Annotated in this window: 15 protein-coding genes; 9 read left to right on the forward strand and 6 right to left on the reverse strand. The window is 68.2% G+C overall.

Annotated elements, in window-relative coordinates:
- Nucleotides 1-15 precede the first annotated feature (15 nt).
- From VER16_RS06910 to VER16_RS06925, 4 genes are all read right to left on the reverse strand, one after another.
- Nucleotides 16-564 (reverse strand): HAD family hydrolase, encoded by a 549-nt coding sequence (locus VER16_RS06910; RefSeq protein ID WP_324806585.1) that lies wholly within the window; start codon nucleotides 562-564, stop codon nucleotides 16-18.
- A 4-nt stretch (nucleotides 565-568) separates the two neighbouring features.
- Complete coding sequence (locus tag VER16_RS06915; protein WP_324806587.1) at nucleotides 569-886, reverse strand: hypothetical protein; 318 nt, start codon at nucleotides 884-886, stop codon at nucleotides 569-571.
- 411 nt (nucleotides 887-1297) lie between these two features.
- Nucleotides 1298-1843, reverse strand: coding sequence for a CbrC family protein (locus VER16_RS06920; RefSeq protein WP_324806589.1), 546 nt, complete (start codon nucleotides 1841-1843; stop codon nucleotides 1298-1300).
- Nucleotides 1844-1898: 55 nt separating this feature from the next.
- Nucleotides 1899-2207, reverse strand: a complete 309-nt coding sequence (locus VER16_RS06925; protein ID WP_324806591.1) for a hypothetical protein — start codon at nucleotides 2205-2207, stop codon at nucleotides 1899-1901.
- 160 nt (nucleotides 2208-2367) lie between these two features.
- Here VER16_RS06925 and bioB point away from each other — a divergent pair, with 160 nt between their 5' ends.
- The 5 genes from bioB (at nucleotide 2368) to bioC (ending at nucleotide 7206) form a co-directional block, all read left to right on the forward strand.
- On the forward strand, nucleotides 2368-3411 hold the full coding sequence (bioB, locus tag VER16_RS06930; RefSeq protein ID WP_324806593.1) for a biotin synthase BioB: 1044 nt from the start codon (nucleotides 2368-2370) through the stop codon (nucleotides 3409-3411).
- A gap of 67 nt (nucleotides 3412-3478) precedes the next feature.
- Nucleotides 3479-4702 carry an 8-amino-7-oxononanoate synthase gene (gene bioF / locus VER16_RS06935; protein ID WP_324806595.1) on the forward strand — a complete coding sequence of 408 codons (1224 nt, stop codon included), beginning with the start codon at nucleotides 3479-3481 and terminating at the stop codon, nucleotides 4700-4702.
- Nucleotides 4703-4720: 18 nt separating this feature from the next.
- On the forward strand, nucleotides 4721-5500 hold the full coding sequence (gene bioH, locus VER16_RS06940; protein ID WP_324806598.1) for a pimeloyl-ACP methyl ester esterase BioH: 780 nt from the start codon (nucleotides 4721-4723) through the stop codon (nucleotides 5498-5500).
- A gap of 29 nt (nucleotides 5501-5529) precedes the next feature.
- Complete coding sequence (locus VER16_RS06945) at nucleotides 5530-6309, forward strand: SDR family oxidoreductase (RefSeq protein ID WP_324806600.1); 780 nt, start codon at nucleotides 5530-5532, stop codon at nucleotides 6307-6309.
- Nucleotides 6310-6321: 12 nt separating this feature from the next.
- Nucleotides 6322-7206: a malonyl-ACP O-methyltransferase BioC gene (bioC, locus tag VER16_RS06950; RefSeq protein ID WP_324806602.1), complete on the forward strand. Its 885-nt coding sequence runs from the start codon at nucleotides 6322-6324 to the stop codon at nucleotides 7204-7206.
- Between the two features lie 302 nt (nucleotides 7207-7508).
- Here the strand turns inward: bioC and VER16_RS06955 are convergent, their stop codons facing one another.
- Both VER16_RS06955 and VER16_RS06960 read right to left on the reverse strand, forming a co-directional pair.
- Nucleotides 7509-8153, reverse strand: coding sequence for a YdcF family protein (locus VER16_RS06955; protein ID WP_324806926.1), 645 nt, complete (start codon nucleotides 8151-8153; stop codon nucleotides 7509-7511).
- A complete protein-coding gene (locus VER16_RS06960) occupies nucleotides 8138-9100 on the reverse strand; it encodes a pyridoxal-phosphate dependent enzyme (protein ID WP_324806605.1) in 963 nt (320 codons plus the stop codon). Before VER16_RS06960 ends, VER16_RS06955 begins: the two co-directional genes overlap by 16 nt.
- A 157-nt stretch (nucleotides 9101-9257) precedes the next feature.
- Here VER16_RS06960 and VER16_RS06965 point away from each other — a divergent pair, with 157 nt between their 5' ends.
- The 4 genes from VER16_RS06965 (at nucleotide 9258) to VER16_RS06980 (ending at nucleotide 14061) form a co-directional block, all read left to right on the forward strand.
- A complete protein-coding gene (locus tag VER16_RS06965; protein ID WP_324806607.1) occupies nucleotides 9258-9758 on the forward strand; it encodes a hypothetical protein in 501 nt (166 codons plus the stop codon).
- Between the two features lie 600 nt (nucleotides 9759-10358).
- Nucleotides 10359-12248 carry a tRNA uridine-5-carboxymethylaminomethyl(34) synthesis enzyme MnmG gene (gene mnmG, locus VER16_RS06970; protein ID WP_324806609.1) on the forward strand — a complete coding sequence of 630 codons (1890 nt, stop codon included), beginning with the start codon at nucleotides 10359-10361 and terminating at the stop codon, nucleotides 12246-12248.
- Between the two features lie 235 nt (nucleotides 12249-12483).
- Nucleotides 12484-13302: a nucleotidyltransferase domain-containing protein gene (locus VER16_RS06975; protein ID WP_324806611.1), complete on the forward strand. Its 819-nt coding sequence runs from the start codon at nucleotides 12484-12486 to the stop codon at nucleotides 13300-13302.
- A gap of 228 nt (nucleotides 13303-13530) precedes the next feature.
- Nucleotides 13531-14061, forward strand: a complete 531-nt coding sequence (locus tag VER16_RS06980; RefSeq protein ID WP_324806613.1) for a gamma carbonic anhydrase family protein — start codon at nucleotides 13531-13533, stop codon at nucleotides 14059-14061.
- Nucleotides 14062-14180: the final 119 nt, after the last annotated feature.

Consider the following 14180-nt stretch of genomic DNA (forward strand, 5'->3'; position numbering starts at 1 on the left):
ATCAGCGCTGCCGGCTCAGGCCGGCATGCGCTCGCGCCATCCGCGCTTTTCCACGGCCCGGATGTTCGGCGCCTGCCGCAGCAGTTCCAAGTAACGCGGGAGATGCAGCAGTTCGTCGTCGCCCAGGTCGCCGACAAACTCCTGCACCTGCACGAGGTTCCCGTAGTTCTTCGCGTACTTCTCCGGCGTGTCGTCGATGCCGGCCACCTGCTCCAGCGAGAACCCCAGCCGCTTCAGCTTGTACAGCCGCTTCTCGCTGGAATGCCCGCCCGTTTCCCAGTCACGCGCGATCGAGCAGCGCTGTGATGACCACAGGAATTCGAGCGTCCGCCCTGGCATCAACCAGGCCACCAGCGGCTCGGTATATAGTTGTCCAGATGAAGTCCACACGCCCACATCGAAGTGCGCGAACGCGAAATCGAGAAAGGCATCGACGTGGGGGCGCTTGTAGACGTGGTAACCGACCACCCGCGCGTCAGCCGGGCGATCCAGTTCGTGCGCACTGGCATGCACCAGGGTTTCGTCCAGATCCAGGACCAGCAGCTTCCGCTCGCGTCTACTCATGGTCTCATCCAACGTATCCCAGTCGATGCAGGACGTGGGTCAGTTCCAGCTGGTTGCAGCCTCGCTCCGGCAGCGCACCGTCTTCGCCGGGGACCCCCACCTCGAATCCGTCTTCCACATCCTCGTAGTAGAGCCACCCGTCAGCGAGATGGGCGACGACCCAGACCGGCTCGACCTCACCCAGGCGATGCAGTGGCACCGTGTGGAACGCCACGCGCCGGGCGGCGAAGACGGCCTGCTGGTCAGGCGTGCAGTTGCCCAGCTGCTCCGCGACCAGCGCTTCCATTTCCACCAGCGTGAGCGGTTGCCAGGTGTCCGTCATGCCATCAGTCCCAACATGTACCGGCTGCCGCGCGCCCGTCTTCGACGGTGTCCTGGCATCCAAATATGTCGTGCGTGTCCTTCTGGCAGGTGCCAGTGGTGGCTTCGCCGATCACGGCATCATGTCCAGCGAGGCATGCGCCCTGGCAGTCCAGCTTTCCCCTGCAGGCCTTCCCCGCATCGAGGTAGGGCTTCACACATGCAGGCGTGGCGAACATGCCAACGTCGCGCACCACACCTCCCTCGGCGCTGCACGCTCTGGGATCAACCCGCGCGTAGGGCCGGGTGCTGCACCCGCCTATAAGTGCCATGCCTGCCAGCATGGGGATCAGCCATCCGCACCTCGCGAGGCTTTGCCCTGCGACGTCGCGGCTCATCCCGGATATCGTCCCTGCATCTGATCCCGCTCCTGTCAGTCGCAATCCTGGTAACCACCCACCACGCCACAGTGCCTGCAGCGGAACAGGTAGGCCGTCGGTGATCCGTCCTTGTCCAACGCAGCAAGGAAGTGCTGCCACTGCGGCCCGTCGTCCAGCCCGGTGCTGTCCTGGATCGCCGCCACCGCGGCTTCACCGTGTGCTTTCAGTTCGGCGCGACCGGCGCGGCCGATGAACTGCGCGGCATCCCCGCAATGGGTCCACCACTGTTCCTGCTGCCAGCCATTGAAGCCGGGCGTACGCTGCGCGATCACGTCGATGATCTCCTCATCGACTTCATCCCACTCGCCGCCACCACCGACGCCTTCCTCATCACTGAAAGTGACGCCGAGGCGCTCATGCGCGGAGCCATCAGCAATGCACCACGGGCAGATTTCGTGCCCGTATTCCTCTTCGGCATAGACCGGGCCGGTGTAGACGTAGCCGCGCGACTTTCCGCAGCACACGCACGGCGTATCGGCGGCCACCACGCTGCCGGTGGCGATGGGATCGGGGTGGTAGGTGAAGCGCGGCAGATCCATGGCAAGTTCCGTTGCTGGGCGGCCCAGTGTAGCGGCCCGCTCGTGCCTGCAGCCGCTACGGGCCGGCAAGCGGCGCATCGCGTTCGGGACCGCCTTCCATGGCAGGCAGGCAGCCGTTGATGGCCAGCAGGCGAACCAGCACGTAGTGGCCGAATGCCTGCAGTTCCTCGTTCGACAGGATCGACGGATCGAGCTGCCCCGCCGGGTAGTCCTTGAAGGTCACGAGCGCGTGGTGCTTCCACAGTCCGGGCGGATCAGTCTGGCGCAGATCATCCATCACCACGCGCAGGCCGCCATCAGGCAGTTCGGCCAAGCTGCACAGCACCGCATCGCGACGGATCGAATAGGGCTGGTAGGGGTTCATGGCACGTGTTCGCAAGTCCGTATGCAGTCATGAACTTACACCGTTGCGCGAACTTCTGGCAGCGCCGTTCTGTAAACCACTGGTAATACATTTCAGTTGACAGCCTTCACCAACCCACCCACACTGCCGCCCTCGCTCCACGCCCCTCCAAGGTCCCGCCATGGCTCCTGCCATCCGCCACGACTGGCAGCACGATGAACTGCAGGCGCTGTTCGACCTGCCACTGCCCGAACTGCTGTTCCGCGCTGCCAGCGTGCATCGCGCGCACTTCGATCCGGCCCAGGTGCAGGTATCCACGCTGCTGTCGGTGAAGACCGGTGGCTGCCCGGAAGACTGCGCGTACTGCCCACAGGCGCAGCGCTACAACACCGGCGTGAGCGCGCAGAAACTGATGGATACCGAGGCCGTGCTGGCCAAGGCACGCCAGGCCAAGGCCGCCGGTGCATCGCGCTTCTGCATGGGCGCGGCATGGCGTTCGCCGAAGGACCGCGACATCCCGAAGGTGGCTGCGATGATTGCCGGCGTGAAAGCGCTCGGCCTGGAAACCTGCGCCACCCTCGGCATGCTCAGTGGCGAGCAGGCGCGCGCGTTGAAGGATGCCGGCCTGGACTACTACAACCACAACCTGGACACCGCGCCGGACTACTACGATTCGATCATCCACACGCGCCAGTACCAGGATCGCCTGGATACGCTGGGCCATGTGCGCGATGCCGGGCTGAAGACCTGCTGCGGTGGCATTGTCGGCATGGGTGAAACGCGCGCGCAGCGTATCGGCCTGCTGCTGGCGCTGGCGACGTTGCCGGCGCACCCCGATTCGGTGCCGATCAACAAGTTGGTGCAGGTGGCCGGTACGCCCCTGCATGGCAGCGCGGACCTGGACCCGTTCGAGTTCGTACGGATGATCGCGGTGGCACGCATCGCCATGCCGCGTTCAATGGTGCGGCTGTCAGCCGGTCGCGAAGCCATGAGTGATGAGCTGCAGGCGCTGTGCTTCCTGGCCGGCGCCAACTCGATCTTCTACGGTGAAAAGCTGCTGACCACCGGCAACCCGGAAAGCGAGCGCGACCGGGCCCTGTTCGCGCGCCTGGGCTTGCAGCCCATGCCGGTGCAGGTGGATGCCGATGGCCACGACCATGGCGGCACCGTGCACGCCGATATCAGCGCCGATGTCTCCGGTTGCGGCTGCGCCCACGCGGCCTGAGCGGGGGGCCGAGCAGGCGTGGCGGCAACGCGCTACCCTAGCCGCCCCGTCGTCGCCTGAAGCCAACATGGCCCGCCCCGACCTGACCGCCCGCCTCCAAGCCCAGCGCGCGTTGCGCGATGCACAAGGCCGTCGCCGCCCGCGGCGAACGGTCACCCGTCGTGATGGTGTGCGCCTGGAAATTGACGGGCGCTGGCTGACCGGGTTCTGCAGCAACGATTACCTGGGCCTGGCCCAGCAGTTCAGCGTGGTCAACGCGCTGCAGGATGCGGCCGCACGCGATGGCACAGGCGCCGGTGCCTCGCACCTGGTCTGCGGCCACCACGCGCTGCACGACGCGCTGGAACGCGAAGTAGCCGACTGGCTCGGTTACCCGCGCGCCCTGCTGTTCGGCAGTGGCTTCGCCGCCAACCTTGCGGTGCAGCAGGCGCTGCTGAGCGAAGAGAACGACGTCTGCGTGCAGGACAAGCTCAACCACGCCAGCCTGCTCGATGCCACGCGGCTGGCCGGTGCGCGCCTGCGCCGCTACCCGCACCTGGATCCGGAAGGCGCCATGCGCCAGCTCAAGCACGCACCCGAGGGTGTGGCGATGCTGGCTACCGATGGTGTCTTCAGCATGGACGGCGATGTTGCACCGCTGCGTGCGCTGTCGCTGGTCGCGCGCCTGCAGCAGGCGCTGTTCTACGTGGACGACGCGCATGGCGTGGGCGTGCTCGGCGATGGCCGTGGTGCCGTCGCCACGGCCGGCCTGGGCGTTGACGACGTGCCGCTGCAGCTGGTCACCCTGGGCAAGGCGCTGGGCAGTTCCGGCGCACTGGTGCTGGGTCGCGAGGACCTGGTCGAGCATCTGGCTGAAACCGCGCGCCCCTACATCTACACCACCGCCCTGCCGCCGGCCCTGGCCGCTTCGGCCCTGGAAGCGGTGCGCCTGGCCCGCCGCGACCACTGGCGCAGGGCCAAGCTGGCTGATCTGATCGCCCTGTTCCGCGGCGAAGCGCGCCGCCATGGCCTGGACCTGATGGCCTCGGAGACCCCGATCCAGCCGCTGCTGTGTGGCGATGACCACACCGCCGTGGCGATGTCGCAGGCGCTGGAGCAGGCCGGCTGGCTGGTCGGCGCGATCCGTCCGCCGACGGTGCCTGAAGGCAAGGCGCGGCTGCGCGTCACCCTGTCGGCACTGCATACCCCGGAACAGGTGCGCGAGCTGGTCGACGCCATCGCCCAGGCGCGCGACCGCGTCGCTGCCGGGCCAAGCGAGGCGCTGCCGCCGGCCCTGCCTGCGCTGGCCTGACCTGCACGCGTCGTACCCATGCATATCGATGTCACCGGCCACGGGCCGGACCTGGTTCTGATCCACGGCTGGGCCCTGCAGGGCGGCGTGTTCGCGCCCCTGGTGCAGCGCCTGGCCGACCGTTTCACCCTGCATCTGCTCGACCTGCCCGGCCATGGCCACAGCCGCGATGACAGCACGCCGCTGCGCCTGCCGCACGTGGTCAACGCCATTGCCGCGGCCACGCCGCCGGCGGTGTGGTGTGGCTGGTCGCTGGGCGGGCTGTTCGCGTTGCACGCGGCAGCCACCCTGCCGAAGGTGCGCGGGCTGGCGATGATCGCCGCCACGCCGCGTTTCGTGCGCGGCGAGGATTGGCCGCACGCGGTGGAACCGGCAGTATTCGAGCAGTTCGGGCGTGACCTGGCCATGGACTTCGGCGGCACCCTGGAGCGCTTCCTTGCGTTGGACGTGATGGGGTCGGCGCATGCGCGCGAGGAGCTGCGCACCCTGCGCCAGCGCCTGGTCGAGCGCGGGGCGCCCAGCGAGCGTGCCCTGCTGGAAGGCCTGCGCCTGCTGGAAGGCACCGACCTGCGTGGCGCCCTGGCCACGCTGGGCCGACCCAGCCTGTGGATTGCCGGCCAGCGCGACCGCCTGGTGTCGCCCGCCGCGATGCAGGCCGCTGCCGCCCTGGCCCCGGGTGCGCAGGCGCTGACCGTCGCCCACGGCGGCCATGCGCCCTTCCTCGGCCACGCCGACGAGGTGGCCGCTGCCCTGCAACACTTCGTTGCCGGCCTGTCACCGGCCGATGGCGGACAATGAGCACTTTCCGCATTCGGCAGGGTTGACGCATGGATCTGGGTATTTCCGGCCGCTGGGCACTGGTCTGCGGCGCAAGCAAGGGCCTCGGTCTGGGCTGCGCGCGCGCGCTCGTGGCCGAAGGCGTGAACGTGGTGATCGTGGCCCGTGGCGAAACCGCCCTGCAGGCTGCCGCTGAGGAACTGCGCGCCCTGCCCGGTGCCGCCGAGGTGCGCACGGTCGCCGCCGACGTCACCACCGAGGCTGGGCGCACGCAGGCACTGGCCACCTGCCCGCAGGTCGACATCCTGGTGACCAACGCCGGTGGCCCGCCGCCGGGCGATTTCCGCACCTTCGAGCGCGACGACTGGATCGCCGCGCTGGATGCCAACATGCTGGCCCCGATCGCGCTGATCCGCGCCACGGTGGACGCGATGATCGCGCGCGGCTTCGGTCGCATCGTCAACATCACCTCGTCCTCGGTGAAGGCACCGATCGACACGCTGGCGCTGTCCAACGGCGCGCGCAGCGGCCTCACCGGCTTCGTCGCCGGGCTGGCGCGGCGCACGGTCGGCCACAACGTCACGATCAACAACCTGCTGCCCGGCCAGTTCGACACCGACCGCCTGCGCGCCAACTTCGCCCACGCTGCGGGCCAGGACGGCGACGTGCAGGCGGTAGCCGACCGCCGCCGCCAGCAGATCCCCGCCGGCCGCTTCGGCACGCCGGACGAATTCGGCGCCGCCTGCGCCTTCCTGTGCAGCGCACAGGCCGGTTACCTCACCGGGCAGAACCTGCTGATCGACGGCGGCGCCTACCCCGGTACGTTCTAAGAGACTTCCGCAATGCCGTCCCACTTCGATGCCCGCCACGTCCGCCGCGCGTTCGCCCGCGCCGCCAACAGCTATGACGCCGCCGCTGCCCTGCAGCGCGAGGTGCAGTCGCGGCTGATCGAATCGCTGGACTACCTGGAAGCGCGCAAGCCCGAGGTGGTGCTGGACATCGGTGCCGGCACCGGCCACGCCAGCGCGCTGATGAAGAAGCGCTGGCCGAAGGCGCAGGTGATCGCAATGGACGTGGCCCTGCCGATGCTGGACCAGGCCAAGCGCCAGGCCGGCTGGTGGAAGCCGTTCCAGCGCCTGTGCGGTGATGCCGCCGCGCTGCCGCTGGCCGACAACAGCGTCGATGTGATCTTCAGCAACCTGTGCCTGCAGTGGCTGGACGACCTGCCGGCGGTGTTCGCCGGTTTCCGTCGCGTGCTCAAGCCCGGCGGCCTGCTGCTGTGTTCCACCTTCGGCCCGGAAACGCTGGTGGAACTCAACGAAGCGTTCGCCGCCGCCGACGACCGCCCGCATGTCAGCCGCTTCGCGCAGATCGCCCAGTTCGGCGATGCGTTGATGATGGCCGGCTTCCGCGACCCGGTGCTGGACCGCGACCTGTTCACCCTGACCTATGACGACCTGCCGGCGCTGATGCGCGAGCTGCGCGCGATGGGCGCGACCAACGCACGGGTGGACCGCCGCCACACGCTGACCGGCCGCGGTCGTTTTGCCGCTGCTGCGGCAGCGTACGAACCGATGCGCCGTGCCGACGGCAAGCTGCCCAGCAGCTGGGAAGTGATCTACGCCCATGCATGGGCGCCGGACCCGGGTGCGCCGATCCGCGAAGGCGGGCATGACATCGCCTCGGTGCCGGTGTCGGCCATCCCGATCCGCCGCAAGCAGACCTGACCGTCGGCCACGATCCGTTTTGACGACCGCCCGGGCCCGCTTATGACGATTGCCCACGATCCGCTTCTGTCGACTGCCCGCGATCCGCTTCTGCCGACCGCCCACGATCCGCTTCTGCCGACCGCCCGCGATCCGCTCTGGTAGGTGCCAACCTTGGTTGGCACAGCCTCTCAGATCGCGCTACGGCCAGCATCGTGCCAACCAAGGTTGGCACCTACCAAAGCACTCCGTCAGATCGCGGTACTGCCGGCATCGTGCCAACCAAGGTTGGCATCCACCCAAGACGCCGCCGAACCTGGCGCTCAGGTATTGGCCGTCGAACTCAGCGGCGGGCGCACCAGGTCGCGGTGGAAGAAATAGATTTCCTGCACCAGGAAACGCCAGCTGGTGTGGAAGCTGCGGAAGCGCGTGCTCGGTGTGGACGAGGCCAGCGCGTCGATGCCCAGGGCCTGGCTCAGGCGCAGCGCGCGCGCCATGTGCAGCGGGTCGCTGACGATGATGACCGTGTGCAGGCTGCGCTGCTCCATCAGCCGCTTGGCTTCCACCAGGTTCTGCACCGTATTGCGCGAGGCGGTCTCGATCAGGATCGCGTCATCGGGCACGCCATGCTTGAGCGCATACCGACGCGCCACCTGCGATTCGGAAAAGCGCGCACCGGTACCACCGTAGCCACCGGTGAAGATCAGCAGCGGCGCATAGCCGGCCTGGTACAGATCCAGACCATGGCGGATGCGTTCTTCGAACACCGGCGAGGGCTTGGCATCGTAGGCCGCCGCGCCCAGCACGATGATCGCGTCGGCCTTGGCGGCCTGGTCGCGCTCACCCACCCAGACGATCCAGGCGGTCACGCCCAGCAGCCACACCAGCACCAGGACGAACAGGCGCCACAGCCAGCCCAGCAGGCCGGTGCGCGGTCGATGACGGCCGCGGCTCACGCCACCTCCCAGCGCAGCGCTGGCAGATCGACGTTGCCGCCGGACAGCACCAGGCCCACGCGCTGGCCGGCAAACCGCGCCGGCTGGGCCAGCACCGCGGCCAGCACCGTGGCCGAGGACGGTTCCACCACCTGCTTCAGGATCTCCCACAGCAGGCGCATTGCCGCCCGGGTGGCATCGTCGTCCACCACGATCACCTCGGCACCGGCGGCCTGCAGCAGCTGGAAGTTTGGCGCGCCGATCAGGGTACGCAGGCCATCGCAGATCGTGTCGGGGGTGAAACCGGTGACGCGCTGGCCGGCAGCCAGCGAGCGCGCCGTGTCGTCGGCACCGGCCGGCTCGGCCAGCACCAGCTGCGTCTGTGGGCTGGCGTGCTGCAGGGCCAGGGCGGTACCACTGGCCAGGCCGCCACCGCCCACCGGCACCACCAGCACATCGAACGGTCCATCACTGTGCAGCAGTTCAAGCGCGGCGGTGCCCTGCCCGGCCATCACGGCCGGGTCGGCATAAGGATGAACCAGGGTCGCGCCGGTATCGGCCTGCACCCGGGCGCAGGTGGCCTCGCGGTCGGCGATCGTCGGCGGGCAGCGCCACAGGGTGGCACCGTGGCGGGCGATATTGGCCAGCTTGGCCGCCACCGCCCCTTCGGGCACCACCACATGGCACGGAATGCCGCGGGTACGGGCGGCCAGCGCCAGCGCGGCGCCATGGTTGCCCGAAGAATGGGTGACCACACCGGCCGCAGCGCGGTCGGCATCCAGCGACCACACCGCATTGCAGGCACCCCGGAACTTGAACGCACCGCCGCGCTGCAGGTGCTCGGCCTTGAACGCCAGCTGCGCACCGGCCAGGCCGTCCAGCGCATGCGAGCGCAGGACCGGCGTGACGTGGGCATGCGGCGCGATCCGCGCAGCGGCGGCCAGGACGTCTTCGGCGCGGGGCAACAGTGAATCGCTCATGACGCAAGATTAACGTATGCCCCCGTGCTGGCGACCACGCATCCCGTCGTGCCAGCATGCAGGCCTTCACCGCCATTCATCCTGGCCGGGTCAATTAAGGAGCGATTCAATGCCCACGCATGAAGCTGGCCGTACACCCGTCCTTGGGGGGACCCTCATGAAGATGCGTCTGTTGCTTGCCGGCGGCCTGTTGCTGGCCCTGACCGGCTGCTCCACGTACGACTATGTCGGCGGTGGTGGCGGCGGCAGCTACTATCACGGTGCGCCGTCGACGGAATACAACTATCCGTACGGCTACCCGTCCACCTATGGCTACCCTTACTACGGTGGCTATGGTGGTTATGGCTACGGCTACTACGGCAACCCGTACTACGGGCGTCCGGTCTACCGTCCGCCGCACAACAATCACCGCCCGCCGCCGCCGCGTCCGGGCAATGGCGGCGAGAACCGTCCGCCGCCGCCGCCGCGCCAGAACAATGGCGGCTCGCCGTGGCGGAACATGGACTCGATGCGCCGACCGCCGCAGTCGGGCGTGCCGTCGGCCCGTCCGTCGGCTCCGCCGCAGGCGCGTCCCTCGGCCCCGCCCCAGGCGCGTCCGGCACCGGCACCGCGTGCGCCCCGCAACAACGGGTCCCCGTGGCGCAACCTGGAACGATGAACGGTTCCCTGTGGCAGAACATGGATCATGGGACGCAGCGCACAGTTGAGCCCTGATCCATCTTGCATTTCACGCGGTTCAGACCGCACTCTACGCGGGTGGTGACGGCCCGCGTCACAAAGTGACAAAAGTGTTAAGGGCCGGTCCCAAACAGCTCTACGTCGATATCCGACAGGAACATCTGGATCCCCCCTGTTCCGGCCCTGTCGGATGTCGGCACCTCTGAAAGCAGACGGCCCCGCAATGCGGGGCCGTTTGTTTTTGGGGTCGCCAAGTCTGGCCGGCTCCAGTAGATCCACGCCTTGCGTGGATGGGCCTCTCCCGGCAACCACCAAAAAAACAGGGCCGGACAGTCCCCCGACTGCCGGCCCTCTGCTTCCCCACCGTGCGCATGTACCGGCCCCTGTTCCAATTCCGGTCAACGGCGCCTGCGGCGCCAGCCACGATGGGTGCTATTGGGTTATCTGCAAAAATCCTGCCAACTTTAGGGCCGATTTCATCCCGACCCCGGATCGGGCCCGGCGGCCCCCTTCGAATGGCGCTAAAATCGCCACCCCGGCGCTGCCTCCGGCCGCGCCCGCCCCCTGCCGACCTGCCCCCATGACCCACTCCTTCCATCGTTACGACGTCATCGTCATCGGCGGTGGCCACGCCGGCACCGAGGCCGCGCTGGCCGCGGCCCGTACCGGCGTGCGCACCCTGCTGCTGACCCATAACATCGAAACCGTGGGCGCGATGAGCTGCAACCCGGCCATCGGCGGCATCGGCAAGGGCCATCTGGTCAAGGAAATTGACGCCCTCGGCGGTGCGATGGCGCATGCCGCCGACCGCGCCGGCATCCAGTGGCGCACGCTCAACGCCTCCAAGGGCCCGGCCGTGCGCGCCACCCGCTGCCAGGCCGACCGCAATCTGTACCGCATGGCGATCCGCGCCATCGTCGAAGGCCAGGCCAACCTGACAGTGTTCCAGGCCGCCGTCGATGACCTGGTCATCGAAGGCGACGCCGTGCGCGGGGTCATCACCCAGACCGGCCTGCGCTTCGACGCCGAAGCCGTGGTGCTGACCGCCGGCACCTTCCTGGCCGGCAAGATCCACGTCGGCCCCACCCAGTACGCCGCCGGCCGCATGGGCGACCCGCCGGCGACCACGCTGGCCGCGCGCCTGCGCGAGCGGCCCTTCCAGGTCGACCGCCTGAAGACCGGCACGCCGCCGCGCATCGATGGCCGCTCGCTCGATTACAGCGTGATGGACGAGCAGCCCGGCGACACGCCGCGCCCGGTGATGTCCTTCCTCGGCTCGGTGGACGAGCATCCGCAGCAGGTCAGCTGCTGGATCACCCACACCACCGAACAGACCCACCAGATCATCCGCGACGCCCTGCACCGTTCGCCGCTGTACAGCGGCCAGATCGAAGGCATCGGCCCGCGCTACTGCCCGTCCATCGAGGACAAGGTGGTGCGCTTCGCCGAGAAGGCCAGCCACCAGATCTTCGTCGAGCCCGAAGGCCTGGGCATCGTCGAGATCTATCCCAACGGCATCTCCACCTCGCTGCCGTTCGACGTGCAGCTGGAGATGGTGCGCAGCATCCGCGGTTTCCAGAACGCGCACATCACCCGCCCCGGCTACGCCATCGAATATGACTTCTTCGATCCGCGCGGCTTGAAGGCTTCGCTGGAGACCAAGCTGGTCAACGGCCTGTTCTTCGCTGGGCAGATCAATGGCACCACCGGCTATGAAGAAGCCGCCGCACAGGGCCTGCTGGCCGGCCTCAACGCCGCACGCCAGGTCCGTGGGCTGGACGGCTGGTGCCCGCGCCGCGACGAGGCCTACCTGGGCGTGCTGGTGGATGACCTGATCACCCACGGCACCAACGAGCCGTACCGCATGTTCACCAGCCGCGCCGAGTACCGCCTGCAGCTGCGCGAGGACAACGCCGACCAGCGCCTGACCCCGGCCGGCCGCGAAATGGGCCTGGTGGATGACCGCCGCTGGAGCGCCTTCGAGACCAAGCAGGCTGCGGTCGCCGCCGAGCGTGCGCGGCTGGGTGCGCTGTGGGCGACCCCGGCCAATGCGCTGGGCCGCGAAGTGCAGGAAACGCTGGGCGTGGCGGTCAGCCGCGAAACCAACGTGCTGGACCTGATCAAGCGTCCGGAACTCGATTACGCGCAGCTGATGCAGGTGCCGTCGCTGGGTCCGGCCGTGGCCGATGGCAAGGTGGCCGAGCAGGTGGAGATCGGCGTGAAGTACGCCGGCTACCTGGACCGCCAGCGCGATGAGATCGAACGCCAGCAGCGCCACGAGGCGACGCCGATCGGCGAAGGCTTCGACTACGCCACGGTGCGTGGGCTGTCGGCTGAAGTGCTGCAGAAGCTGGAACGCGTGCGCCCGCAGACCATCGGCCAGGCGCAGCGCATTCCCGGCATGACCCCGGCGGCGATCTCGCTGCTGCTGGTGCATTTGGAACGCGCCCGCCGCGGCCGCGTGGCGTAACCCCCTGTGGGCGCCAACCTTGGCTGGCGCGCCTGCCTGCGTGTCGAGCAAGCTCGACACCTACCGGAACCGGTTGGCAGGTGTCGACCTGGGTCGACACGATCCCCGCCTTGGTAGGTGCCGACCTGGGTCGACACGATCCCTACCCTGGTAGGTGTCGACCTTGGTCGACACGCATGCATGCGCCACGCGTGCGTTACAGTCGAGCACGCTCGACTCTACGAATCTGCACTGCATGGACGACATCCACCCGATCGCGCCGGACAAGCGCGCCGCCATCCTCGCCACCCTGGCCGACATCGAACGCACGCACGACGTACGCGTGCTGCTGGCCTGTGAATCCGGCAGCCGCGGCTGGGGGTTTTCCTCGCCGGACAGCGATTACGATGCGCGCTTCATCTACGTGCATCGCCAGCCGTGGTACCTGAGCGTCAATGAATCCACCGGCCCCGGCCAGGCACAACGCGATGTGATCGAACTGCCGATCGATGACGAGCTGGATGTCAGCGGCTGGGACCTGCGCAAGGCGCTGCGGCTGGTGTCCAAATCCAATCCGACGCTGATCGAGTGGCTGCGCTCGCCCATCATCTACCAGCACGATGCCGACGCCGTGCGCGACCTGTGGGACGCCGCCGAGCGCTTCTACTCGCCCTTGGGCACCTGGTGGCACTACTACAACATGGCGTGCTCCAACCACCGTGGCTACCTGCGCGGCGAAACCGTTCGCACCAAGAAGTACCTGTACGTGCTGCGCCCGCTGCTGGCGTGCCAGTGGATCGAGCACGAAGGAACACCGCCACCGATGGCCTTCGAAGACCTGCTGCAGCGGCTGCTGCCGGACGGTGCAGTGCGCGAGGCCATCGACGCGTTGCTGGTGGTCAAGCGTGCCAGTGCCGAGATCGCCGCAGGCCCGCGCATCGCGGCCATCAGCGACTACATCGACGCGACGTTGGCCAAGCGCACCGAGGGCCCGCAGCTGCCCGCCGGGCACGGTGATGCCACGTGGCTGGATGGGCTGTTCCGGCAGATGCTGGCCACGCACGCGCCGGCCTGAACCGGGTGCTCATCCACGCATGGCGTGGATCTACTGCAATCGCCGCGCCGGCCTGAACCGGGTTCCATCCACGCATGGCGTGGATCTACTGCAATCGCCGCTCTGGTAGGTGTCGACCGCCGCTCTGGTAGGTGTCGACCTTGGTCGACACACAGCATCAGGTGCCCACAGAGCCGCCATCGACGGAGCAGGTATCATCGTCGTGTTTGCCCCACCCTGGAGACCGCGATGAATCCCCTGCGCCCCTTCCGCGACAAGATGCCCATCCTTGGCCAGCGCGTGTACGTCGACCCCGCCTGCACCCTCATCGGTGATGTCGACCTGGCCGACGATGTCTCCATCTGGCCGGGCACATTCATCCGCGGCGACGTCAACTTCGTCCGCATCGGCGCACGCACCAACGTGCAGGACGGCACCATCATCCACGTCAGCCACCACAGCCCGTTCAACAAGGCCGGCTACCCGACCCTGATCGGCGAAGGCGTGACCGTCGGCCATGGCTGCATCATCCACGCCTGCACCATCGGCGATTACAGCCTGATCGGCATGGGCGCCTGCATCCTCGATGGCGCGCGCGTCGAGCGCCATGCCTTCGTCGGTGCCGGCGCGGTGGTCGGGCCCGGCAAGGTGGTCGGCGAGGGCGAGCTGTGGGTGGGCAACCCGGCGCGCCCGGCGCGCACGCTCAGCGACAAGGAGATCGAGTCGCTGCACTACTCGGCCGAACACTACGTACGCCTGAAGGACGAATACCTGGGCTGAGCCGCGTCGCCGGCCGCTGTGCTCTGCTAAAGTCGGGGCCCGACCAGGAACCGTCGAGACCCCCATGCCTGTGGCAGCACGCCGGAGAGGACTCCAGCGCCCACGATCCAGGCCATCGC

The organism is Stenotrophomonas sp. (genome assembly GCF_035634915.1).
GTDB lineage: Bacteria > Pseudomonadota > Gammaproteobacteria > Xanthomonadales > Xanthomonadaceae > Stenotrophomonas.